The 23610-nt window shown below is 71.9% G+C and carries 17 protein-coding genes; 12 read left to right on the forward strand and 5 right to left on the reverse strand.

What is annotated here, in order from left to right; all coding sequences use genetic code 11:
- The first annotated feature begins 121 nt into the window (after positions 1-121).
- The 3 genes from ACX9MN_RS26835 to ACX9MN_RS26845 all read left to right on the forward strand — a co-directional run bounded on the left by ACX9MN_RS26835 (position 122) and on the right by ACX9MN_RS26845 (position 5101).
- A complete protein-coding gene (locus tag ACX9MN_RS26835) occupies positions 122-1990 on the forward strand; it encodes a tetratricopeptide repeat protein (protein ID WP_020094312.1) in 1869 nt (622 codons plus the stop codon).
- A gap of 223 nt (positions 1991-2213) precedes the next feature.
- Positions 2214-3167: an OmpA family protein gene (locus ACX9MN_RS26840; protein ID WP_489725924.1), complete on the forward strand. Its 954-nt coding sequence runs from the start codon at positions 2214-2216 to the stop codon at positions 3165-3167.
- Positions 3168-3427: 260 nt separating this feature from the next.
- Positions 3428-5101 carry a formate--tetrahydrofolate ligase gene (locus ACX9MN_RS26845; protein WP_489725925.1) on the forward strand — a complete coding sequence of 558 codons (1674 nt, stop codon included), beginning with the start codon at positions 3428-3430 and terminating at the stop codon, positions 5099-5101.
- 154 nt (positions 5102-5255) lie between these two features.
- Here the strand turns inward: ACX9MN_RS26845 and ACX9MN_RS26850 are convergent, their stop codons facing one another.
- On the reverse strand, positions 5256-6623 hold the full coding sequence (locus ACX9MN_RS26850; RefSeq protein WP_489725926.1) for an 8-oxoguanine deaminase: 1368 nt from the start codon (positions 6621-6623) through the stop codon (positions 5256-5258).
- Between the two features lie 215 nt (positions 6624-6838).
- On the opposite strand from ACX9MN_RS26850, the gene ACX9MN_RS26855 reads away from it, so the two are divergent.
- The gene (locus tag ACX9MN_RS26855; protein WP_489726360.1) at positions 6839-7366 is read left to right on the forward strand and encodes a MarR family winged helix-turn-helix transcriptional regulator; all 528 of its coding nucleotides are present in this window, start codon (positions 6839-6841) and stop codon (positions 7364-7366) included.
- Positions 7363-8070: a response regulator gene (locus ACX9MN_RS26860; protein WP_020094318.1), complete on the forward strand. Its 708-nt coding sequence runs from the start codon at positions 7363-7365 to the stop codon at positions 8068-8070. The genes ACX9MN_RS26855 and ACX9MN_RS26860 overlap by 4 nt, the downstream gene beginning before the upstream one ends.
- 27 nt (positions 8071-8097) lie before the next feature.
- Here the strand turns inward: ACX9MN_RS26860 and ACX9MN_RS26865 are convergent, their stop codons facing one another.
- The gene (locus ACX9MN_RS26865; RefSeq protein ID WP_056533491.1) at positions 8098-8334 is read right to left on the reverse strand and encodes a hypothetical protein; all 237 of its coding nucleotides are present in this window, start codon (positions 8332-8334) and stop codon (positions 8098-8100) included.
- A gap of 101 nt (positions 8335-8435) precedes the next feature.
- Complete coding sequence (locus tag ACX9MN_RS26870) at positions 8436-9260, reverse strand: 2-keto-4-pentenoate hydratase (protein WP_489725927.1); 825 nt, start codon at positions 9258-9260, stop codon at positions 8436-8438.
- 324 nt (positions 9261-9584) lie between these two features.
- Here ACX9MN_RS26870 and ACX9MN_RS26875 point away from each other — a divergent pair, with 324 nt between their 5' ends.
- The 4 genes from ACX9MN_RS26875 (at position 9585) to ACX9MN_RS26890 (ending at position 16733) form a co-directional block, all read left to right on the forward strand.
- On the forward strand, positions 9585-11942 hold the full coding sequence (locus ACX9MN_RS26875; protein ID WP_489725928.1) for a TonB-dependent siderophore receptor: 2358 nt from the start codon (positions 9585-9587) through the stop codon (positions 11940-11942).
- A 10-nt stretch (positions 11943-11952) separates the two neighbouring features.
- Complete coding sequence (locus ACX9MN_RS26880) at positions 11953-13572, forward strand: PepSY-associated TM helix domain-containing protein (protein ID WP_489725929.1); 1620 nt, start codon at positions 11953-11955, stop codon at positions 13570-13572.
- A 350-nt stretch (positions 13573-13922) separates the two neighbouring features.
- A complete protein-coding gene (nikR, locus tag ACX9MN_RS26885) occupies positions 13923-14369 on the forward strand; it encodes a nickel-responsive transcriptional regulator NikR (RefSeq protein WP_447693145.1) in 447 nt (148 codons plus the stop codon).
- Between the two features lie 225 nt (positions 14370-14594).
- Complete coding sequence (locus tag ACX9MN_RS26890; RefSeq protein WP_489725930.1) at positions 14595-16733, forward strand: TonB-dependent receptor; 2139 nt, start codon at positions 14595-14597, stop codon at positions 16731-16733.
- A gap of 87 nt (positions 16734-16820) precedes the next feature.
- Here the strand turns inward: ACX9MN_RS26890 and ACX9MN_RS26895 are convergent, their stop codons facing one another.
- Complete coding sequence (locus ACX9MN_RS26895) at positions 16821-17756, reverse strand: helix-turn-helix domain-containing protein (RefSeq protein WP_489725931.1); 936 nt, start codon at positions 17754-17756, stop codon at positions 16821-16823.
- 226 nt (positions 17757-17982) lie between these two features.
- On the opposite strand from ACX9MN_RS26895, the gene ACX9MN_RS26900 reads away from it, so the two are divergent.
- Together ACX9MN_RS26900 and ACX9MN_RS26905 are read left to right on the forward strand one after the other, a co-directional pair.
- Complete coding sequence (locus tag ACX9MN_RS26900) at positions 17983-18954, forward strand: bifunctional helix-turn-helix transcriptional regulator/GNAT family N-acetyltransferase (protein ID WP_331298256.1); 972 nt, start codon at positions 17983-17985, stop codon at positions 18952-18954.
- Positions 18955-19274: 320 nt separating this feature from the next.
- Positions 19275-20966, forward strand: a complete 1692-nt coding sequence (locus ACX9MN_RS26905) for a methyl-accepting chemotaxis protein (protein ID WP_427510172.1) — start codon at positions 19275-19277, stop codon at positions 20964-20966.
- A 229-nt stretch (positions 20967-21195) separates the two neighbouring features.
- Here ACX9MN_RS26905 and ACX9MN_RS26910 read toward each other — a convergent pair whose 3' ends face one another.
- Positions 21196-21468 (reverse strand): hypothetical protein, encoded by a 273-nt coding sequence (locus tag ACX9MN_RS26910; RefSeq protein WP_489725932.1) that lies wholly within the window; start codon positions 21466-21468, stop codon positions 21196-21198.
- Positions 21469-21787: 319 nt separating this feature from the next.
- Between ACX9MN_RS26910 and ACX9MN_RS26915 the strand changes: the two genes are divergently transcribed.
- A complete protein-coding gene (locus ACX9MN_RS26915; RefSeq protein ID WP_489725933.1) occupies positions 21788-23608 on the forward strand; it encodes an amidohydrolase in 1821 nt (606 codons plus the stop codon).
- The last annotated feature ends 2 nt before the right edge of the window (positions 23609-23610 follow it).

Consider the following 23610-nt stretch of genomic DNA (forward strand, 5'->3'; position numbering starts at 1 on the left):
ATCCTTTCGCCTTGCGGGGCTGGCGGGATGGGTTCAGTGTCCCCAACGTTTTTTCGGGGATGCCCCGCCATTCTCGCGCCCGGCCCCCGACGGGCCGGCGCCCAGGAGCCGCGATCGGTTCATGATGATGACACGCGCCCGCCGGAGCGTTTCGGCGCTCGCCCTGCTGCTCGCCGCCGGGCTCCCGCAGACCGTGCTCGCCGCGCAGCCGAAGGAATCGACCCCGGTGCTCGACTACGAGCCCGCGGACTCGCTCGAGGGCAACTTCCTCTCCGCCTACATCGCGGGCGCGTCGCGGGACACGGCGGCGGCGGCGACCTTCTACCGCGAGGCGGTGAAGGCCGACCCGCGCAACGCGGAACTCGTCGAGCGCGCCTTCATCTCGCTGCTGGCCGACGGCGCCCTGCCGGACGCGTTCCGCACCGCCGAGAAGCTGATCGCCCGCGATCCGACCAACGGCCTCGCCAACCTCTCCCTCGGGGTGCGCCAGATCAAGGCCGGCCAGTGGGCCGCCGCCCGCCAGAACTTTTCCCGGAGCGGCCGGGGCGCCGCCACGGACCTGACCGCGACGCTGCTCACCGCCTGGTCCTACGCGGGCGCCGGCGACAGCAAGAAGGCGCTGGAGACGGTCAACAAGCTCCGGGGCGAGCGCTACTACAACACCTTCCGGGACTACCATGCCGGCCTGATCGCCTCGGTGACCGGCGACAACGCCGAGGCCGAGCGCCGCCTCAAGGCCGCCTACGACGCCGACCACAACACCCTGCGCATCGTCGACGCCTACGCCCGCATGGAGGCCAGCCTCGGCCGCACCGACCTGGCGATCCAGGCCTACTCCGACTTCGACCAGCTCTCGCCGCGCCACCCGCTGGTGCGCGACGCCCTCGAGAAGCTGAAGGACGGCAAGCCGCTCACGCGGCTGATCGGCACCGCCCAGGAGGGCGCCGCCGAGGTGCTGTACGGGCTGGGCTCCGCCGGCTCGACCCAGGGCGACGAGCTGCCCGCGGTGATCTACCTGCGGCTCGCCCTCTACCTCGCCCCCGACCACGCGCTGGCCCGGCTGACGCTCGCCGACACGCTCGACCGGATGAAGCAGCCCGAGCGCGCCAACGAGGCCTACGCGCAGATCCCGGCCAATTCCCCGCTCAAGCTCAACGCCGACATCCAGATCGGCCTGAACCTGGAGCAGATGGGCAAGGGCGACGAGGCGCTGGCCCATCTCGACGCGGCGATGAAGGCCCACCCGGACGACATCGACGTTATCACCGCGCTGGGCAACGTGCAGCGCGCCCGCAAGAAGTACGAGGAGGCGGCGGCCACCTACACCCGCGCCATCGACCTGATCGGGAACCGGCCGCAATCCAACTACTGGACGACCTACTATTTCCGCGGCACCGCCTACGAGCGCGCCAAGCAGTGGCCGAAGGCCGAGGCCGACCTGAAGAAGGCCCTGTCCCTGGTGCCGGCCAACCAGCCGGCCGCCAAGGCCCAGGTGATGAACTACCTCGGCTATTCCTGGGTCGACCAGAACATCAACATCGACGAGGCGTTCAAGCTGCTGCAGCAGGCCGCCGACGCGAGCCCGCGGGACGGCATGATCGTCGACAGCCTCGGCTGGGCCTATTACCGCCTCGGCCGCTGGGACGACGCGGTGCGCGAGCTGGAGAAGGCGGTCGAGCTGAAGCCCGGCGATCCGACCATCAACGACCACCTCGGCGACGCCTACTGGCGCTCGGGCCGGCGCCTCGAGGGCAAGTTCCAGTGGCAGCACGCCAAGGACCTGAACCCCGAGCCGGACGACCTCACCCAGATCAACGCGAAGTTGAAGGACGGGCTGCCCGACATCGAGAAGCCCACCGCCACCGCCGAGACGGTGCCGGCCCCGGTCGCCGCCCCGCACAATCCCGACAACCCGGAACTCCCGAAGGGCGCCCCCCAGCCGCACGAGGCGCCGGGCTCCGCCGACAAGGCCAAGAAGTCGGGGGGCTAGGCCTCCCGCCAAGTCCCGCCTCGGGGCGGTGCGGCTGCCGCGCCGTCCCGACGATCCGCGGGCCATTTCGGGACGCGAGGCCGCGAGATCCGGCCCGCGCCCGCCGCCCTGTCGCGGCTTCGGGCGCCCGCGCTGCGGCCCGGAGGCCGTAGGTCGAGCGACCTAATTGCCCACCGATCCGCGCCCGCTATCGTCGCGCCTCCGCAACGTTCCGGAGTGCGACGTGAGAGCGCTGAAGCCTGTCTGTGTCCTGCTGGTCCTCGCCTGCGCGGCGTCCGGGATCGGGGCCGATCCCGCGCGGGCGCAGGACGCGGCGCCGAAGGCCTTCGCGCTCGATTCCGTTCCCGTCTCGGACGCACCGCTCGGCCGCTTTCCCTACTTCGCGCTGCCCGACGGCTACCAGCCGGTGAACCCGCCCGAGAAGCGGGAATTCGGGCATTTCCTGTTCTGGACCGGCGCAGCGCTCCACGAGGTCGAAGGCAAGGTCTTCCAGTCCCTGATCGGTCCCAAGGACGGCAAGACCTACTCCGCCTACGAGCTGAAGAAGAACATCGAGGCCGTGCTGACGCAGGCCGGCGGCCGGAAGATCGCCGACGGCCGGATCCCCAACTCCGTGACGGAGACGCTGCCGGAGGAGATCCGGATCGGGATGTATGAGGGCCTGGGCGACGTCTACAACGTGCCCGTCCAGACCTGGGTGATCCGCCGGTCGGACCGGCAGATCTGGGTGCATTTCGTGCCCGACAGCTTCACCGCGGCCTGGACGATCCTCGAGACGAAGCCGTTCGTGCAGACCGCCGGCCTCCTGCCCCCCGAGCGGCTGAAGCAGGCTCTCGACAAGACCGGGAAGGCGGTGATCCAGGTCAACTTCGCCACCGACAGGACCGAGATCCTGCCGGCCTCCGCCCCGCAGATCGACGCGGTGGCGGCCCTGCTGCGGACGGATCCCGGCCTGCGGCTCGCGATCAACGGCTACACGGACGGGACCGGGGCCGCCGCGCACAACCAGGCCCTGTCCGACGGCCGTGCCAGAGCGGTCATGGCGAGGCTCGTCGGCGCCGGCATTGCGAAGGACCGGCTGAAGGCCAAGGGCTTCGGTTCAGCCAGCCCGGTCGCCGCGGACGACAGCGAGGCGGGGCGGGCGCAGAACCGGCGCGTCGAGCTGGTCAAGTTCTGAGCGGCGCGGGCACGCGAAGACCCCCGGCGGCCGGGTTCGGACGGACCATCCGGGAGCGCGCCGGCGTCGGAGCGGGGGACAGCGCGATCGACAAGAGTATTTTGTCCGCCAGCTCATAAAAATCGACGCGCATTTTCGCGAGCTTTGACGCACAGTGCGTGGCCGTTCGCGGGCGGCCACGCCGCGTCCCGCCCGGCAGGAGATTCGCACGGCAAGAGCCGGCGGGCGGGCACGTGCCCGCGACCCAGGGAGGAAGGCCCATGCCGTCAGACATCGAGATCGCCCGCGCCGCGACCCTGAAGCCGATCGCGCAGGTCGCCGAGAAGCTCGGCATCCCGGATGACGCGCTCCACAATTACGGCAAGCACATCGCCAAGATCGACCACGGCTACATCGCCGGGCTGGAGAGCCGGAAGGCCGGCAAGCTCGTGCTGGTCACCGCGATCTCCCCGACGCCCGCGGGCGAGGGCAAGACCACCACCACGGTGGGCCTGGGCGACGCCCTGAACCGCATCGGCGAGAAGACCATGATCTGCCTGCGCGAGCCCTCGCTCGGGCCGTGCTTCGGCATGAAGGGCGGCGCCGCCGGCGGCGGCAAGGCCCAGGTCGTGCCGATGGAGCAGATCAACCTGCACTTCACCGGCGACTTCCACGCCATCACGTCGGCCCACAGCCTCGCGGCCGCGCTGATCGACAACCACGTCTACTGGGCGAACGAGCTCAACATCGACGTGCGCCGGATCCACTGGCGCCGCGTCGTCGACATGAACGACCGGGCTTTGCGCCAGATCACCCAGTCGCTCGGCGGCGTCGCCAACGGCTTCCCCCGGGAGGACGGGTTCGACATCACGGTGGCCTCCGAGGTGATGGCGGTGTTCTGCCTCGCCAAGGACCTCGCCGACCTGGAGGAGCGCCTCGGCCGGATCGTCATCGCCGAGACCCGCGACCGCAAGCTCGTCACCCTCAAGGACGTGAAGGCCACCGGCGCCATGACGGTGCTGCTCAAGGACGCCCTGCAGCCCAACCTCGTGCAGACGCTCGAGGGCAACCCGGCGCTGATCCATGGCGGCCCCTTCGCCAACATCGCCCATGGTTGCAACTCGGTGATCGCCACAAGGGCCGGCCTGCGGCTCGCGGACTACACGGTGACGGAGGCCGGGTTCGGCGCCGATCTCGGCGCCGAGAAGTTCCTCGACATCAAGTGCCGGCAGGCGGGCCTGACCCCCTCGGCCGTGGTGGTGGTGGCGACGGTCCGCGCCCTCAAGATGCACGGCGGCGTCGACAAGAAGAACCTCGGGTCCGAGAACATCGACGCCCTGGAGAAGGGTTTCGCCAATCTCGCCCGTCACGTCACCAACCTGCGCGGCTTCGGCCTGCCGGTGGTGGTCGGCGTCAACCACTTCCACGCCGACACCGACGCCGAGCACGCCAAGCTCAAGGACCTGTGCCGCGAGCGGCTCGACGTCGAGGCGATCACCTGCCGCCACTGGGCCGAGGGCGGTGCCGGGGCCGAGGAACTCGCCCGCGCGGTGGTGAAGCTCAGCCAGGCCGAGCCGGCGCCGATCCGCCACGCCTACGAGACCGAGAGCCGGCTCACCGACAAGATCCGGGCGATCGCCACCAAGCTGTACGGCGCCGCCGACATCCAGATCGAGACCAAGGCCGCCGGCAAGCTCGCCACCTTCGAGAAGGACGGCTACGGCCACCTGCCGATCTGCATGGCCAAGACCCAGTACTCCTTCTCCACCGACCCGACCCTGATGGGCGCCCCCGAGGGCCACATCGTCGGCGTGCGCGACGTCCGGCTCTCGGCCGGCGCGGGCTTCGTGGTGGCGATCTGCGGGGAGATCATGACCATGCCGGGCCTGCCCCGGGTGCCGGCCGCCGACACGATCCGGCTCGACGCCAACGGGCAGATCGACGGGCTGTTCTGAGAAACGTCGCGCGGGGCTCGCCCACGGGCGGGCCCCGCCGTTCGTCGTTGCGAGCGGAGCGAAGCAATCCAGGGACACACCGCATCCGGAGATCGCGCGCTGCCCTGGGTCGCTGCGCTCGCGATGACGGAGCGGGTCGGATCAGGGGCCGCCCCTACGCGTCCCCGAACAAGTCCACCGCCAGCCGGGAATGCGCCTCGCGCAGCATCCCGGTATCGACCCCGAGCGGCTGCCCGTCGATCACCCGCCAGCGCCCCGCGACCATCACCCGGTCGGCCCGGGTGGCGCCGCACAGGACGAGCGCCGCCAGCGGGTCGTGGGCTCCGGAGAAGCGCAGCTCGTCCAGGGTGAACAGGGCGAGATCCGCCTCGCGGCCCGGCGCGATCCGGCCGATATCGGAGCGGCCGAGACAGGCGGCCGAGCCCTCGGTCGCCCAGCGCAGGGCGTCGAGATGCGTCACGGCCTCCGCCCCGTAGGTGAGCCGGTTGATCATGAGGGCGTGGCGCACTCCCTCCATCAGGTTCGAGCTGTCGTTCGAGGCCGAGCCGTCGACGCCGAGGCCGACGGGCGCGCCCGCCGCCTCCAGCTCGCAGGTGCGGCAGCGGCCCGAGGCCAGGGTCATGTTCGAGGTCGGGCAGTGGCAGACACCGACGCCGGCCGCGCCGAGCCGCGCGACTTCGGCATCGGTGAAGTGGATGCCGTGGGCGAGCCAGACCCGATCGCTCAGCCAGCCGACCTCTTCGAGGTACTCCACCGGGCGGCAGCCGAACATCTGCTGGCAATAGGCCTCCTCGTCGCGCGTCTCGCCGAGATGGGTGTGCAGCCGGCACCCGCTGCGGGCGGCGAGCTCCGCGCTCGCGCGCATCAGGCGCTCGGTCACCGAGAACGGCGAGCAGGGGGCGAGGGCGATCTGCACCATCGCCCCGGGGGCGGGATCGTGGAACAGGTTCAGCACCCGCTCGCAGTCCGAGAGGATCGCGTCGTCGTCCTGGGTCAGGGCCGCGGGCGACAGGCCGCCCGCCCGGTCCGACAGGCTCAGGGAGCCGCGGGTGAGCGCGGCCCGGATCCCGAGGTCGCGGGCCTCCGCGACCTGGATGTCCATCGACGCCTCGAGGCCCTTCGGGAACAGGTAGTGGTGGTCGCCCGCCGTGGTGCAGCCCGAGAGCAGCAGCTCGGTGAAGGCGACCCGCGTGGCGAGCCGGAACGCCTCCGGGGTGATCCGCCCCCAGACCGTGTAGAGCGCCTCCAGCCAGGGGAAGAGCGGCTTGTTGAGCGCCAGCGGATGGGCGCGGGTCAGCGTCTGGAAGGCGTGGTGGTGGGTGTTGATCAGCCCCGGGATGACCACGTGGCGCGACGCGTCGAAGGTCGCGTCCACGGGCGCGGCGGGCCGCGCGCCCGCCGGCACGCACTCGACGATCCGGGTGCCCGCCACCACGATCCCGCCGCCGGCGCCCTCGGCCAGGACGGCGCGCGGGTCGCGGATCCAGAGGCGTCCCGATCCCGGTTCCCCTGCCTCGGCCATGCGCGTCCGCTCCCGTCGCCCGAGGGCCTGCGTAGCGGAGGCGTCGGACCGGGGGCAATCCCGCGGGTACACGCTTGAGGATCCGGGGCGGTCGGCGCCCCGGGCGCCCCGGCCAGGGTTGACGGGCCCCGGCCGCCTTGAGAAACGTCATGGGGACTGACCTATCACCCGTTGGGAGCGGCCGCGCCGTGACACGGACAGCCCCGCGCGAGGAGATGTTCGCGCCGAAACCCGTCCCGGGCGCCGTGCCGGCCGCCCTCGGCAGCGACGACCTGATCGAGCTCCTGTTCTTCGCCTACCGGGACTTCGTCGGCGATCCGGACAGGATCCTGGCCGATTACGGGTTCGGCCGCGCCCACCACCGGGTGCTGCACTTCGTCGACCGGTACCCGGGCCTGACGATCGCCGAGCTCCTCGACATCCTGCGCATCACCAAGCAGAGCCTGAACCGGGTGCTCAAGGACCTGATCGGGCAGGGCTACGTCGCGCAGAAGCCCGGTTCCAGCGACCGGCGCCAGCGCCTCCTGTACTGCACCGAGGCCGGCGCCGGGCTCGCGGCCGACCTGACGCGGGTCCAAGCCCGCCGCCTCGCCCGGGCGCTCGCGGCGCCGGATGCCCGGGGCTCCCCGGAGGACTTCCTGATGGCGATGATCGAGCCGGAGGACCGGCCGGCGGTCCAGCGCCTGATGGCGCGGCGCGGGGGCGGGGCCGAGGGGCAGGTCGACGCGGAGGAGCCCGCGTGAGCCACGCCGCCCGGTCCGACCTGCCCGACGAGGCGCCCCACGTCCTCGTGGTCGACGACGACCGCCGCCTGCGCGAATTGCTCGCCCGCTACCTCACCGACCAGGGCTTCCGGGTCACCGCGGCGGCGAGCGCCGCGGAGGCGCGCGCCCGGGCCCAGAGCGTCGTGTTCGACGCCATGGTGCTCGACGTGATGATGCCCGGCGAGAACGGCTTCGACTACGCGCGCAGCGTCCGCGAGACCTCGCGCGTGCCGATCCTGATGCTCACGGCCCGCTCCAACCCGAACGACCGGGTGATGGGGCTGGAGATCGGCGCGGACGATTACCTGCCGAAGCCGTTCGAGCCGCGGGAGCTGACGCTGCGGCTCAACAACATCATCAAGCGCAGCGTGCGGCCCCGCGCGGCCTCCGCCGAGGCCGTGACCTTCGGGCCCTTCGCGTTCCGGATCGACCGGGGCGAGCTGCGCCGGGACGACGAGCTGATCCGCATCACCGAGCGCGAGCGCGAGATCCTGACGATCCTGGCGACGGCGGGCGGCGCCAATGTCGAGCGCGAGCAGCTCGCCGGTCCGGGCGGCGCGGCGGCGGAGCGCACCGTCGACGTGCAGATCAACCGCCTGCGTCGCAAGACCGAGGTCGATCCCGCCAACCCGGTCTTCCTGCAGACCGTGCGGGGCGTCGGCTATCGGCTCGCCGTGGATTGAGCCGCCCGCGGGCCGTCGCCGGGCGGCTCAGACCACCCGCGGCGTGTCGGGCTTCAGCTTGAGGGCCTTGGCGATCCGGGTGGACAGGCTCCCCACGATCGCGAGGCTGGCCGAGGGGCCGGCGAGGGCGCGGACGGCCTCCAGCGCCTCCTCGGCGCTGGGCTTCATCACTGCGTAAACCGTGGCGCCGGGCGCCGCGCCGGCGCCCTCCGCGGTCACGGAGACGAGGAAGGTCGTGTGGCGTCGCCGCGGGCGTCCAGGCATGGTCCAGCATTTGGCATGTCGGCTAACCATCACCAATGCCTGAGACCCGGAGCCGGCCGGGAAACCGCACGCACCCGGCACGATAACCCGTGCCGGGTCTCTCAGATCAGGGCAAGGTCGATGCCGGGAAGCCGCAGCCCGTCGAGGCGCGTGCGCCAGCGCTGACCGGAGGCGACGGGCAGCGCGTCCGTCAGCGTGCCCGTCGTGACGATAGTCCCGGCGTCGAGCGGTGGGGCCACCGGATCGTTAGCCAGCGCATCGACGAGGTGGGCCAGGGCCGCGAGCGGCCCCGTCCCGAGCACGCAGCCGCCACCGCCCCGGTCCGCGACGGCCCCGTCCCGCAGTAGCTCGACGGTGAAGCCCGCGAGTTCGCCGAGCCAGGCCGGTCGCGCGTCCGCGGCGATCCGCACCCGCTCGCCCACCACCAGCAGCCCGTGCAGGCCGAAGGCCGCGACGGTGTCGGGCGCCGCGAAGCGCCAGCCCGGATAGAGCGACTGCACGATCTCGAAGCCGCTCGCCGCCCAGTCGAGGCAGGCGATCAGCGCCGCGGCATCCATGCTGGGCTCGGGTGCGCGCGCCAGCCCGAACACGATCTCCGGCTCGATCCGCGGCTCGACGAAGGCGGCGAGCGGCACCGGCCCCGACAGGGCGGCCCGGTCGCGCAGGGTCGTGTCGTAGACGTGCCCCCAGATCGGCGCGCGGACGCCGTAGCGCTCCCACAGGGTCGTGTTGGTGAAGCCGATCTTGTAGCCGACTGGCCGCTCGCCGCGCTCCCCGCGCAGGACCCGGACCGCCTCGGCCACCCGGTAGGCCGCCGGCAGGTCGAGGGCCGGATCCCAGTCGGTCAGCGGCGCGATCGGGCGGCGATGCTCGTGCGCGGAGAGGATCGTGCGGGCATGGGCCGCGGCGGAGATCGGCTCGGTCATCGGCGCACGGCGTGAGGGCCGACGGGGCGGCACCCGCGCCGGGCCGCCTCGATCGCGGCCGACTGATCTTACCCGAGGTGACCGTCGCCGGGAACGCGCGCTCTGTCGCTGCGCCGCCGACGCTCGCCGGCCCGTCCCCCGCGCGGAGCGCGCTCCCGGGGCGTTCGCTCCCGGCCCAGCCGCCCGCAGCATATTTTCATTAGAGGAATACCAAAATACGTTTCTTAAAGATGTGTCATCAGAGGCACATACTGCTCACGGATCCGTGATAGCTGGGCATCGGCGCGTATCTTCGCCCAGTAATTCTTTTTTAGAGTCGGTACAATGTCGAGATATGTCAGTGACCGGGCCGCGTCGCGCGCGTTCGATCATGCGGAGAGGCTGCTCCGGATCGGGTTTGTATCGTCGACATCTATACTCACGCTCGGGGCGGCCGCGCTCGCCCAGCCCGCGCCCGTCCAGCCGGCGCCCGCCACGGAGATCGAGCTGTCCGAACTCAGCGTGAGCGGCGAGGCGCGCGGGCGCAGCCTGAACAGCGACCTGTACGGGCGCGGCGGGGCCACCGGGCCGGTGCCCGGCTACGTCGCCAGCCGCAGCACGGTCGGCACGAAGACCGACACGCCGATCCTGGAGACCGCGCAGTCGGTGTCGGTCATCGGGCGCCAGCAGATCGAGGACCAGAACGCCCTGACCATCAATCAGGCGCTGCGCTTCACGCCGAGCGTCACCACCGAGCAGCGGGGCGGCGCCGGCTCGACGCGCCTGGAGCAGTTCTACATCCGCGGCTTCACCGCGCCGATCTTCCTCGACAACATGGCGCTGCCCGGTAACCGCGACGCTTTCCCTAGTGTCGATCCCTACCGCCTGGAGCGGGTCGACATCATCAAGGGGCCGGCCTCGGTCCTCTACGGGCAGTCCGGTCCGGGCGGCCTCGTCAACCTCGTCTCGAAGGTCCCGCAATTCGTCCGCCACGGCGAGATCTTCGTCCAGGGCGGCGGCTTCAGCGAGGTCCGCGGCGGCTTCGACGTCGGCGGCCCGATCGCGTCCGACATCCCGGGTCTCGCCGACCAGTTCGCCTACCGGGTCATCGGCCTCGGCTGGAACGGCGACGGCCCGGCCGTGACCACCAAGGTCGAGCGCGCCTTCATCAACCCGAGCCTCACGTGGCGGCCCTCCGCCGACACCTCGCTCACAGTCATCGCCAACTACCAGCGCGACCCGTTCTCGGGCTTCTACGGCGGCTTCCCGGCCGTCGGCACGGTGTTCCCGCGCAACTTCGGCAGCGGCGTCTTCGGCCGGCTGCCGGTAAACTTCTACGACGGCGACCGCACCATCGAGCGCTCCGACCGCACGCAGGCCTCCGTCGAGTACCTGTTCGACCACCGGATCACCGAGAACCTGCGCTTCCACTCGGCCGGCCGCTACCTGCGCTCGAACGGCGACTACCGCAGCGTGTTCACGACCTTCGGCGACGTCAACGGCCCGTACACGAGCGGCCCGATCATCGGCCGGTCGGTCGGCGGCACCCAGGTCGACATCGAAGCCTACACGATGGACAACAACTTCATCGCCGATTTCGACACCGGCCCGATCGCCCACACGGCGCTGCTCGGCGTCGACCACCGGACCTTCAGCACGCGGTCCGTCACCGGCCCGTTCCCGGCGACGACGAGCCTGAACGCCCTCGCCCCCGACCACGACCTGCCGATCCGGTTCCCCGCCTTCACGTCGACCTCGCGGATCGACGCGCAGCAGACCGGCGTGTACTTCCAGGATCAGGCGAAGTTCGACCGCTTCATCCTGACGCTCGGCGGCCGCTACGACACCGCCCGGCAGACCGGCCCGACCCGCACCTTCGCGCCGAACGGGCTGACCATCCAGGACGTCCCGGCCGAGGCCTTCACCGGCCGCGCCAGCCTGCTCTACCTGTTCGACAGCGGCGTCGCCCCGTACGTCTCCTACAGCGAGGCGTTCGAGCCGATCGTCAACGGGCGGATCTTCGACGCCGCCTTCGGCTCGGCCGGGCGCATCCCCGTCCCGATCGCCAGCAACCAGTACGAGGCCGGCATCAAGTACCAGCCGCCCGGCACCGACATCCTGCTGACCACCGCGTTCTTCGACATCCGCCGCTCGAACGCCACCACCACCGACCCGGTCAATCCCGGCTTCGTCGTGCAGACCGGCGAGGTCGGCGTGCAGGGCGTCGAGTTCGAGGCGCGGACCACCCTCGCCGAGGGCCTCAGCCTGATCGGCGGCTTCTCGCTCCTCGACATCCGCAACGTCCGCGACACCGGCTTCACCACGAACGACCTGACCCGCCGGCAGGTGCCGCTCCAGGGGCTGCGGCCGGTGCAGGTGCCGGACACGACGGCCTCGCTGTTCGTCGACTACCGCTTCACCGACGGCCCGCTCATCGGCCTCGGCCTCGGCGGCGGCGTGCGCTACCTCGGCCCGTCCTGGGGCGATCCCGCCAACACGTTCCAGGTGCCCGAGAGCGTGCTGGTCGACGCCGTCGCCTCCTACGACATGAAGCACCTCGACCCGCGGCTCGCCGGCCTCAGCGCGCAGATCAACGTGCAGAACCTGCTCGACGAGCGCTACGTGACCGGCTGCTTCACCTACTCGGGCTGCTATTACGGCCTGCCGCGCACGGTCTACGCGACCCTGCGCTACCGCTGGTGAGGCGGCCGCCGTGGGCAAGACCTTCCGGCAGTCGATGGCGTGGCTCCACGCCTGGTCGGGCCTCGTCGTCGGCTGGGTGCTGTTCGCCGTCTTCGTGACGGGCACGGCGAGCTACTACCGGCCCGAGATCTCGCAGTGGATGCGGCCCGAGCTCCGCACCGACCGGACCTTCGGGCCGGCGGAGCTCGCGGCGGCGGCCGAGCGCGGCGTCGCCCACCTGCAGGCCCATGCGGGCGGCGCGCGGACGTGGTTCCTCGCGCTGCCGCGGCCGGACCGGCCGGTGCTGGAGCTGTTCTGGCGGACCGGCCCGGGCCGGCCGCCCGGCCACGTCCTCCTGGATCCCGACAGCGGCGCGCCGGCGGCGGTGCGGGCGACGCGCGGCGGCGACTTCCTCTACCGCTTCCACTTCGAGCTGAACCTGCCGCCGCTCTGGGGCCGCTGGATCGTCGGCGCCTGCGCGATGATCATGCTGGTGGCGCTGATCTCGGGAATCGTCACCCACCGGCGCATCTTCGCCGACTTCTTCACCTTCCGCCGGGACAAGTCCGCCCAGCGGGGCTGGCTCGACGCGCACAACGTCACGGGCGTGCTCGCCCTGCCGTTCCACCTGATGATCACCTATACCGGGCTCGCCACCCTCATGGTGATGTACGTGCCCTGGGGCCTGAACACGGCCTATCGCGGCGACAGCCAGCGCTACTTCGCCGAGTCCGGCCAGATCACCGCGCCGCGCCCGCCCGCCGGCCAGCCCGGCACGCTCGTAGCGGTCGGGCCGCTGGTGGTCCGCGCCCTGGCGATGCGGCCGGAACCCCTGGAGCGGATCACGGTGGTCAACCCGGCGGACGCGCGCGCCACCGTGGTGGCGGTGTTCGAGGAGCCGCACGGCCTCTCCCACGAGCACCCGCAGATCGCCTTCGACGGCGTGACGGGCGCGGTCCTGGAGGTGCGCGCGGGCGGCCTGCGGCCGGCGACCAAGACGTTCACCGCGATGGTCGGCCTGCACGAGGCGCACTTCGCCGGCCCGGCCCTGCGGGTGCTTTTCTTCCTGTGCGGCCTCGCCGGCAGCGCCATGGTGGCGACCGGGCTGCTGCTCTGGGCGGTGGCGCGCCTGCCCAAGGGGGACGCGCCCCGGGGCTTCGGCCTGCGCCTCGTCCAGGGCCTGAACGTCGCGACGATCGCCGGCCTGCCCGCGGCCGTCGCCGCCTATTTCCTGGCCAACCGGCTGCTCCCCGCCGCGCTGCCCGCGCGGGCGGAGTGGGAGGTCGGGGCCTTCTTCGCCGTCTGGCTGCTCGTCGCCGTGGCGGCGCTCCTGCGCCCGGCCGGGCGGGTCTGGCCGGAGACGCTGACGGCGGCGGCCGCGTTGTACGGCGCCGTCGCGGCCGCGGATGTCGGGCGCCTCGTCGCGCTCCGGCTCGGCGGCGACGCGCCGGTCGAGCCGGTCCTCCTCGCCTTCGACGGCGCGATGCTGGCCCTCGCCGCCCTCTTCCTGCTCGCGGTCCGCACGATCGCGCGGCGCGGCGGAGCGTCCCGCGGCCCCGCGAAGGCCGCGGGGCTCTCGATCGCGGGGCACGCGCGGCGGGACCAGGCCCGGCCCGGCATGCCGGTACCGGGAGATCGGGAGCCGATATGATAAAATTGAACTGGTATATTGAACCCAGTGCGGCGAATTAATTCAAAATAACTCCCGAAGCCTGACATATATCGGATGCGCGTCGACTGTATCTGTGCAGAATGGTTCGGCCGGCATGCCAGCCGGTCGCGCCTGTGTCGTCGATTTTCACGCCCTTGATCCTTCGGCCCAGGCGTTCCAGCGCGGTCCATCCCAAGCGCACGCTGGACATGTCCCCGAGACCCAGAACTTGAGCCTCGAGGCGCGGCCCTCGAGGCTCTTTTTCTGCCGCGCCGGGCGATGCGGGCCCGGCGGCTGTTCACGGGCCCCGCGTCCCCGTACCAGAAGGCCCAGGGAGCGGCAGGACGGGCATGCAGCGCATCACCATCACCATCGACGACGCCCTGCTGACGGCGGTCGACGACCTCTGCGCGCGGCGCGGCTACGGCAGCCGCTCGGAGGCGGTGCGCGACATCGTCCGCGACGCCCTGGCGCCGGCCCGCGCCGCGGAGACCGGCGGATCGGCGGCCTGCTACGGAGCCCTGAGCTACGTCTACAGCCACGGCACCCGCGACCTGGCCCGCCGGCTGACCGGCGAGGGGCATGAGCACGGCGTCTCGATCGCCAGCCTGCACGTGCACCTGACCCACGACGCGTGCCTCGAGGTGGCGGTCCTGCGCGGGCCGGTGGCCCGGATGCAGAGCTACGCCGACGCCGTGGTCACGCAGCGCGGCGTCCGCTACGGTCACCTGCACCTCATCCCGGAAGGCGACGACGCCCACGCCCATCCGGGCCACGGCGACGACGGCCCGGGGTGAGGGCGCCTCCTGCCCGCGATCCGGCGCCCCGTCGACTGCGCCCCACGCGCAACACGGCCGGCCTAATCCGCCCGTATGATTTTTTCGTATGTTTATCATACGGGCGGCGTGCGAGAGTCCGGGGATCGCCACGCCTCGCCCGGTCTGCCGGTGTCCCGCCCGACTTCCCGCTCGACTTCCCGTCCTGTCTGCTGCCACCGGCCTGCCGCCCCCGGCTTCCGCGCCGTGACCCGGCTGCTCGCCGCGGGCGGCCTCGTCGTCGCGACCGCCGGGCGCGGCTGGGCGGCGCCGGGTGAGGGCGCCCCGACACCGTCGGCCGTCACCCTGTCCGAGATCTCGGTGGTCCCCGCGGCGCCTCCGGTCATCCCCGCGACGGACGGGCCCGGCGCCAGCGCGGGCTATGTCGGCGGCGTCACCGGGATCGGCGGCGCCCTGCTGAGCGTCGACGCGGCCAGCGCCGGCGTCATCGGCGGTGCGGTCCTCAACGCCCGCCCGGTCACGCGGCCCGGCGAGGTGCTGGAGGCAGTGCCGGGCCTGATCGTCACCCAGCACAGCGGGGAGGGGAAGGCCAACCAGTACTTCCTGCGCGGCTTCAACCTCGACCACGGGACCGACATCGCCATCAGCGTCGACGGCATGCCGGTCAACATGCGCACCCACGCCCACGGCCAGGGCTACGCCGACCTCAACTTCCTCATCCCCGAACTCGTCGGCGCGGTGGAGTACCACAAGGGGCCGTACTTCGTGCGCGACGGCGACTTCGCCTCCGCGGGCTCGGTGCGCATCGACTATCTCGACACCGTGCGGGAGAATCTCGCGCTGACCTCGATCGGCAGCTTCGGCTACAAGCGGGCTCTGTCGATCGCCTCGGCCCCGCTGGGCGAGGGCACCCTGCTGGTGGCCGGCGAGGCGCAGGTCTACGACGGGCCGTGGACCGTCCCGGACGCGCTGCGCAAGCTCAACGGCGTCGCCCGCTACAGCCAGGGCACGGCGCTGGACGGGTTCGCGGTCACCGGCATGGCCTACGCGTCCCGCTGGACGGCCACCAACCAGATCCCGGAGCGGGCCGTCGGCGCGGGGCTGATCGGCCGCTACGGCACCCTCAACCCCACGGATGGCGGCGACACCGCCCGCTTCTCCCTGTCGGGGCGGTTCAGCGCGACGGACGACACCGGCATCACCCGGGCCTCGGCCTACGTGATCCGCTACCAAATGAACCTGTTCAACGACTTCACCTACTTCCTCAACGATCCCGTCGGCGGCGACCAGTTCCACCAGCTCGACCAGCGCGTCCTCGGCGGCGGCGAGGTGCTGCACATCTTCCAGGGCGACCTGTTCGGCCGGCCGCTGGAGGTCGAGGTCGGCGCCCAGACGCGGACGGACTCGATCCGCGTCGGCCTGTTCAACACCGCCTTCCGCCAGTACCGCTCGACCGTGCTCGACGACCGCGTGCTGGAATCGAGCGGCGCCCTCTACCTGGACACCCGGGTGCGCTGGACCGAGTGGCTGCGCACGAGCGTCGGCGTGCGGGCGGACGGCTACTACGCCGACGTCCGCTCGGACACGCCGGCGAACTCCGGACGGGCCACCGACGGCATCGTCAACCCGAAGCTCGGCCTCGTGATCGGACCGTGGTCCGACACCGAGATCTACGTGAATTACGGCGGCGGCTTCCACTCGAACGACGCGCGCGGCGTCACCGCCACGGTCGATCCCGCGAGCCCCCTGTTCAACATCACCCGGTCGCCCTTCCTGGTGCCCTCCACGGGCTACGAGCTGGGCCTGCGCAACCGGTCGATCGCCGGGCTGGAGACGAGCCTCGCGCTGTTCCGGCTCGACTTCGCCTCGGAGAACATCTTCCAGGGCGACACCGGCACCACGGAGCCGAGCCGCCCGACCCGCCGGTTCGGCGTCGAGTGGACGAACCGCTACGCGGTGACGCCGTGGCTGTCCCTGGACGGGGATCTGACGATCACCAACGCCCGGTTCTCTAGCTACGACCCGGCGGGCAACCGGGTGCCGGAGGCCCCCACGACCATCGCGTCGGCGGGCGTGACCTTCGGCGAGCCCCTCGGCTGGTTCGGGAGCCTGCGGGTCCGCTATTTCGGGCCGCGCCCGCTCATCGAGGACAACGCGATCCGCTCCCGGGCGACCGCCCTGCTCAACGGCCGCATCGGCTACCTGTTCGACACCGGGGTGAGCGTCTCGCTGGACGTGCTCAACCTGACGAACAGCAAGGCCGACCAGATCACCTACGCCTACGTCTCGCGCCTTCCGGGCGAGCCCGCCGAGGGGCTGATCGACCGCGTCTTCCACCCGGTGGAGCCCACGGCCGTGCGCCTGACGATCGCCGGGCGGTTCTGACCGCCAGCGCCACGACGACACGCGGGTCCCGACCCCCTCGCGGCAGACCCACGCCGCGACGGACTTCGTCCCGGCGTCCCGGTCGCGTCAGCCGCCGCTGCGCGAGACCCGGTAGTCGCGCGGGGTCAGGCCGTAGGTCTCCCGGAACGCGCGACTGAGCTGGGCGCCGCTCCTGAAGCCGTAGGCCTCCCCGATCGCGCCGATCGACCGCGGCTCCAGCGGATTGTCGAGGGCGGCCCGCACGGCCGCGAGGCGCTGCCGCGCGCGGTAACGCGCCACCCCACCTTCCGGCTCGAACAGGCGGTAGAGCTGGGAGCGCGATATGCCGAGCGCCCGCGCGATCGCGTCGATCCGGGGCGGCGTGTCGAGCTGGCCGCGGATGAGCCGCTTCGCGGCCCTGAGCCGGGCGGCCTCGAGCGGCGCGGCCGCGCGGGCCGCTCCCTCCAGGCTCGGGCGCGCGCAGGCCGCGACCATGTGGAGCGTGGCCTGCGCGATCGGGGCGGCGTCGGTCGCGGTGATCGCGCCGCTATGCGCGGCCAGGCTCCGGATATGGTCGGCGAGCAGGCGGCCCGCGCCGCCGGTCAGGATCAGCCCGTGCATCGCGTCCTCGTCCGGCAGCACGGTGGCGATGGAGGCGCGCGGGACGGCCAGGATCAGCGAGTCCGTCTCCGGCACCCGGCTGCGGCGGTACGGCTGCGACAGGTCGTTGAGGCTGACCGCGCCCGCCGGAACCTCCGCCACGCCCCGTTCGGTCTCGACGCTGTAGGCGTGCCGGCTGAGGTGCAGGACGAACCCGTCCTGACCGTCGCGCCGGATCCGGGAGCGGGACCGGGCCGGCCCCTGCGGTGCGGCGCTCATGACGCGCAGGGCCATCGGGCCGATCAGCGTCGTCTCGATCCGGCCCGAGAAGCCGTGCGGATCGGCATCGAGGTCGTGGGCTGCGAACAGCGCGCGCCACGCGGCGAAGCGGTCGCGCTCCGGCAGGGCATCCGTCGTGAAGAGGGAACGGGGTACGACGTTCACGGCGGGACCGATGAGCGAGGGTTGAGTGATTTTACCTTACGTTGCGCGATCGACCAGTGCGCTCGGGACACAATCTACGATCTGACGCGATCGCTCCCGGAGGGGCGACTGTCTATGCCGCTGAGCCATCGTCCCATCGCGGCAGTGCCGCGATGCACCGACCTTCAGGTTATGAGGACTTGCGTAAAACATAACGCGTTATATAAATCGTGTCGGGAGGACCGACATGCCGGCAGACATCCTCGACGAACTCGGGCCGCTGTTCCTAGGCAGCCGCCTCAAGCGCCTCGCCGACCGCTTCCAGGCCGACGCCGCCCGGATCCTGCGGGACGAGGGGCTCGGCATCCAGCCGGCCCAGTTCCCGCTCCTCGCCGCCATCGACCGCTACGGGCCGCTGAGCATCGGCGACGCCGCCGCCGCCCTCGGCGTCAGCCAGCCGGCGGCCACGCGCACGGCGGCGAGCCTCGTCGCGCTCGGCTTGCTCGAAGAGGCGCGGTCGGACGCGGACCTTCGCCAGAAGGCGCTGTCGCTCAGCGGTGCGGGCGAGGCCCTGATGGCGCGCGCCAAGGACGCGCTCTGGCCGCGCGTCGACAGGGCCGTCGCGAGCCTGTGTGCCGGCCTGTCGGGCCCCCTGCTGGACCAGGTCGCCGCCCTGGAGCGCCGGCTCGACGCCGTCCCGTTCGCGGCCCGCATCCGCCAGGACGGCGCGGCCGGCAACGCCGCGACGGGCCTGACGATCCGGGACTACACGGACGCGCTGGCGGACCGCTTCCGCGACATCAACGCCGAGTGGATCGAGGCGATGTTCGCGCTGGAGGAGAACGACCGCCGGATCCTGTCCGATCCCCGCGGCGAGATCCTGGGCCGCGGCGGGCTCATCCTGTTCGTTGAGTCGGCGGATCTCGGGATCGTCGGCACCTGCGCGCTGATGCGGACGGAGGCGGGCTGCTACGAGCTGACCAAGATGGCCGTGTCCGCGCGGGCCCGGGGCCGCAAGGCCGGCGAGCACCTGCTGCGGGCGGTGCTGGCCCGCGCCGCGGCCATGGAGATCGAGACGCTCTACCTGCTGACCAACACCAAGTGCGCGGCCGCCGTGCACCTGTACGAGAAGGTCGGGTTCCGGCACGACCCGGAGATCATGGACCGGTTCGGCCGGCGCTATGCCCGCTGCAACGTGGCCATGCGCTATCCCCTGTGACGCCGCGCCCGACGCGCCGAGGGCGACCCGTTCCCGGTCGTGCCGCCCGGCGCGGCGACGAAGCGCGGATCCCGGCCGTGCGCGGGCCCGCGCGGCGCCGCAGCGAGCTGCTCCCATCCGCGGAGGATAGCCGCGCGCTCTGCGTCAGATCTCGTTCAGCAGTGACGATGCGCGGACAGACAAAATGATGGGCGCGAAGAGTTCAACTGAAAATTGATTTGGGCGATCTGCTTGTGAGAGCATCAGCAACAGATCCCGTAACGGAATCTTATCGTCGCGCTTCCATCTTGGTGGCCCCGCTCTGGAGCTGCGCTCGGACAATGAAAGCTTGGTTCGCGAAACTTTCGATCCAGCACCGGCTGGTCGGAGCACTCGCGCTGCTCATCGTCTGTCTGCTCCTCGTCGGCGGCGTGGGCCTGCACGCCGTCGGCGATCTCGCCGAGGACCAGATCCGCCTCGGCAACGGCACCCTGCCCAGCGTGCGCTACGCCGGCGAGCTGCGCGGCAACGTGATCGACGTGCGCGTCAGCGTCGTGAACCACATCCTCTATCCCGAGGCCGCCCACATGCGGGCCGAGGAGGCGGCCCTGGCGAAGAAGACGGAGGCGGTGGCCGCCGCGATGCGCAACTACGCGCCGCTGATCGACGGTCCGAAGGAGCGCGCGCTCTTCGACGTGTTCGACCGGGAATGGAAGAGCTACCTCGCGGCGATCCCCGCCGTGCTGGAATACTCGCGGACGGGCCGCAAGGATCTGGCGCTGCGCGAGAGCTTGGTCGGCGTCCGCCCCCACATCAAGGCGGCCTCCCAGGCGCTCGAGGAGATCGTGGCGCTCAACAACGCCAGCGGCGAGACGGCGATCGCCCAGGGAGCGGCCGCCGCCTCCGGCGCGAAGCGGCTCATGCTGGCGATCGGCGCCATCGCCCTCGTGCTCGCGACCGCGCTCGGTGCGCTGATCGTGCGGAGCATCGCCGCCAGTGTCCGCGCCGTGCTGGAACCGATGCGGCGGCTGGCGGCCGGGGACCTCGCGGTCGCGATCCCGCACCAGGGCGAGCGGAACGAGATCGGCCAGATCGCCGACGCCGTACAGGTCTTCAAGGATTCGGGGATCGAGGCGCGGCGGCTGGCCGCCCTCCAGGCCGAGGCCGACGCCGCCAAGATGCGCCGCGCCGAGCTGCTCGACCGCATCACCCGCGGTTTCGAGCGGGAGGCCGGGGCGCTCACGGACGAGCTGACCGCCGCCGCCACCGAGATGGAGGCGACCGCCGCCTCGATGACCGAGATCGCCGCGCAGACCAACACCCTCGCGGCGAGCGTCTCGGTCGCCGCCGAGCAGACCTCCGGTAACGTCCAGCAGGTCGCGAGCGCGACCGAGGAGATGGCGGCCTCCGTGCAGGAGATCAGCGGGCAGGTGACCCATTCGGTCGAGATCGCCGCCTCGGCCATCGCGCGCGCACAGGAGACCGGCACCATCATCCGGGAGCTGTCCGACAGCGCCGACCGGATCGGCGCGGCGGCCGGCCTGATCTCGGGCGTGGCGAGCCAGACCAACCTGCTCGCCCTCAACGCCACCATCGAGGCGGCGCGCGCCGGCGAGGCCGGCCGCGGCTTCGCGGTGGTGGCCGCCGAGGTCAAGACGCTGGCCGAGCAGACGGCCCGGGCGACCCAGGAGATCTCCGCCCGGATCGGCGCGATCCAGTCCGCCACGCGGGGCGCGGTGGAGGCGGTCCAGGGCGTGAGCCGCACGATCGACGACATGTCGGGCATCGCCACCCACATCGCCTCGGCGATCGAGGAGCAGGGCGCGGCCACGCGCGAGATCGCGCGGAACGTCCAGGCGGCCGCGCACGGGACCCGGCAGGTCACGGGCCATATCGGATCGGTGCGCGAGGGGGCCGGCGAGACCGGATCGGCCGCGACGCAGGTTCTCGACGCCGCGCGCACCCTCGCGGTCCGGTCCGACGGGCTCAGCCGGGCCGTCCGCAGCTTCCTGGACGAGGTCCGGGCCGCCTAGAGCTGCGCCCGATCGAGGCGCGACGGGGCGATCGCCGAGCCCGTGCTGTCCGCGGTGCGGGCCCCTCTCCCGCACGGCAGAGGGGGCATGGCGCGGCTGCCCCGACCGGAGCGTCTGTCTCCCGGATCTGTCTTCCGGAACGGTGCACAACGACTTGGACCGCCCCCCGCGTGAGGCCCCGCGGGTCGACGCGCCGGTCGGCCCGGGGATCGGGCAGCCCCGCCCGCGCTCAGTTGCAGCCGTCGCAGATGCTGCGCTCGATCTTGTTGAGCCGGGCGCGCTCGTGCTCCTGCACGGCGCGTGGCGGCACCTCGCCCGGGCCGAGGGACGTGCCGGGGGGTTTGGTCACGCCGAGGCTGTTGGTGTTCGGCGCCGTGATCGTCGTGGCCGGGCCGCCACCCGTGCCGGTCTGGTCGGGCGCCAGGCCCTGGGCCGCGAGGGTGGCCGGGACGGCCAGGCTCAGCAGGGCCAGGGCCGCGGAGCGGAAGAGGGTTCGGGTCATCGTACCTCCCGTCGTCGAGCGCGCGTGAAACAGCTTGGCAGTATCCGTCGCCTCCCGAAACCGCCTTCGTCCAGTCGTGAGCCGGATGGCTCCACTATCCACCGTAATCCGACTGGCCGATAGAGTCCCGACTGCGCTCGGAGCGATCGGTTGGCGGACCGGTTCGGCTGCCGGCCCGGTCGGTCCGATCCGATCGCGCGATCATCGGGCGAAATCTATCCGGTCAGATCTTAGTCGATCGCTAATAAATATTAGCTAAGTATTTACAAGAGCGGGATCGGGTCCCGTCGGGAGCGGATCCGGGAACAGGGAGCCTCGCATGTGCGTCGCGTGTGACTGGGCGCCCCATTTCCTGGCCTTCGGGGGCGGGCGCGCCGTCAATCGGCGCGCGGTGCTGCGGTCGGGCGCGGCCATCACCGCGACGGCGCTCGCGCTGGACCTCGTCCCGACGGGCGCCCGCGCCGAACCGGGGAGCGGCCGCGCGGCCGCGGCGGGGCCCGCCGACGTCGTGTTCCACAACGGCCCCGTCTACACGGTGGCGGGGCCGGCCCCCTGGGCCGAGGCGGTCGCGGTGCGCGGCAACACCATCGTCCATGTCGGTGACGCGGCCGGCGCGCTGGCGCTGGCCGGCCCGGCCACGCAGGTGGTGGATCTCCAGGGCCGGCTGCTGATGCCCGGCTTCGTCGAGGGCCACACCCACCCGTTCCTCGGCGCGTTCCTGACGTCCGGGGTCGACCTGCAGCGCGAGAACCTCGCCCAGGTCCTCGCGGCCATCGAGTCCTACGCGAAGGCGCATCCGACCGGGCCGATCCGCGGCTTCGGGTGGCGCGTCGACATGTTTCCCCCGGAGGGCCCCAACCGGGCCGAACTCGACGCCATCCTGCCGGACCGGCCGGCCTTCTTCTTCGCCATCGACGGGCACAGCCTGTGGGCCAATTCCAAGGCGCTGGCCATGGCCGGCGTCGACCGGGACACGCCCGACCCGATCCCGCGCTTCAGCTACTACGCGCGCGACCAGAAGGGCGACCCCACCGGCTACGTGCTCGAGGTGAACGCGGTCCTCGGGCTGGTCAACGCCGTGGAACCCATCAGCGTCGCCGCCATGGGCAGCCTGCTGGACGGCTGGCTGCCCAAGGCCGCGGCCGCCGGCATCACCACGGTCTTCGACGCGGGCGTCCCGCCCGTTGGCAGCGATCAGGCCGCCATCATCGCGCTCTACGTGGAGGCCGAGAAGCGCGGCACGCTGCCGTTCCGCGTCTCCGCCTCCTACTCGGTGAAGTCGCTGCCGATCGACGACACGGTCGAGCAGTTCAACGCCGTGCGTCGGCAGGTCTCCGGCGAGCTCGTGCACGTCGACATCGTGAAGATCGTCGGCGACGGCTCGCAGGGCGGCTACACGGCGTGGCTGATCGAGCCCTACGCCGACCTGCCCGACTCGACCGGAGGGTCGCCCTTCACCGAGGCGCAGTGGCACGACCTCGTCGGCGCGGTCGACGCGGCGGGCTTCGACGTCCACGTCCACGCCTGCGGCGAGCGGACCGCCCGCGTCGCCCTCGACGCGATCGAGAAGGCCGTGGCGAACAACCCGGCCCGCGACCGGCGGCACGCCATCGCCCACTTGGTCTATGTCGAGGACAGCGACGCGCCCCGCTTCGCCCGGCTCGGCGTGACCGCGCAGTTCTCGGCCAACTGGTCGTCGGCCGACCCCGACACGCTGCAGAACATGATGGCGCGCTACGGCGCGCACCGCGCCAGCCGGATGTACCGGACCAGGACGATCCTGAAGCAGGGCGGGCGGGTCTCCTTCGGCACGGACTGGCCGGCGGCCGGCTACGTCTCGACCTACGAGCCCCTCACGTCGATCCAGGTCGGCGTGACGCGGCAGCTGGTCGGCCGGCCGGACGCGCCCGTGCTGAGCCCCGCCGACGAACGTCTGACGGTCGCGGAGGCGATCCACGCCAACACGATGGGCGCCGCCTACCAGCTCCGCATGGACGACAGGATCGGGTCGGTGGAGGTGGGCAAGCGCGCCGACCTGATCGTCCTCGACCGCAACATCCTGACGATCGATCCGCACGAGATCCACCGGACCAAGGTCGCCCTGACCATGATGGACGGCGTCGTGCGGCACCGGGCCTGAGG

It is taken from the genome of Methylobacterium sp. 1A (assembly GCF_058072805.1).

Coding starts and splice junctions, on each gene's coding strand:
- ACX9MN_RS26835 (WP_020094312.1), top strand. CDS start 122: ATGATGATGACACGCGCCCGCCGGAGCGTTTCGGCGCTCGCCCTGCTG.
- ACX9MN_RS26845 (WP_489725925.1), top strand. CDS start 3,428: ATGCCGTCAGACATCGAGATCGCCCGCGCCGCGACCCTGAAGCCGATC.
- ACX9MN_RS26850 (WP_489725926.1), bottom strand. CDS start 6,623: ATGGCCGAGGCAGGGGAACCGGGATCGGGACGCCTCTGGATCCGCGAC.
- ACX9MN_RS26855 (WP_489726360.1), top strand. CDS start 6,839: ATGTTCGCGCCGAAACCCGTCCCGGGCGCCGTGCCGGCCGCCCTCGGC.
- ACX9MN_RS26865 (WP_056533491.1), bottom strand. CDS start 8,334: ATGCCTGGACGCCCGCGGCGACGCCACACGACCTTCCTCGTCTCCGTG.
- ACX9MN_RS26870 (WP_489725927.1), bottom strand. CDS start 9,260: ATGACCGAGCCGATCTCCGCCGCGGCCCATGCCCGCACGATCCTCTCC.
- ACX9MN_RS26875 (WP_489725928.1), top strand. CDS start 9,585: ATGTCGAGATATGTCAGTGACCGGGCCGCGTCGCGCGCGTTCGATCAT.
- nikR (WP_447693145.1), top strand. CDS start 13,923: ATGCAGCGCATCACCATCACCATCGACGACGCCCTGCTGACGGCGGTC.
- ACX9MN_RS26900 (WP_331298256.1), top strand. CDS start 17,983: ATGCCGGCAGACATCCTCGACGAACTCGGGCCGCTGTTCCTAGGCAGC.
- ACX9MN_RS26905 (WP_427510172.1), top strand. CDS start 19,275: ATGAAAGCTTGGTTCGCGAAACTTTCGATCCAGCACCGGCTGGTCGGA.
- ACX9MN_RS26910 (WP_489725932.1), bottom strand. CDS start 21,468: ATGACCCGAACCCTCTTCCGCTCCGCGGCCCTGGCCCTGCTGAGCCTG.
- ACX9MN_RS26915 (WP_489725933.1), top strand. CDS start 21,788: ATGTGCGTCGCGTGTGACTGGGCGCCCCATTTCCTGGCCTTCGGGGGC.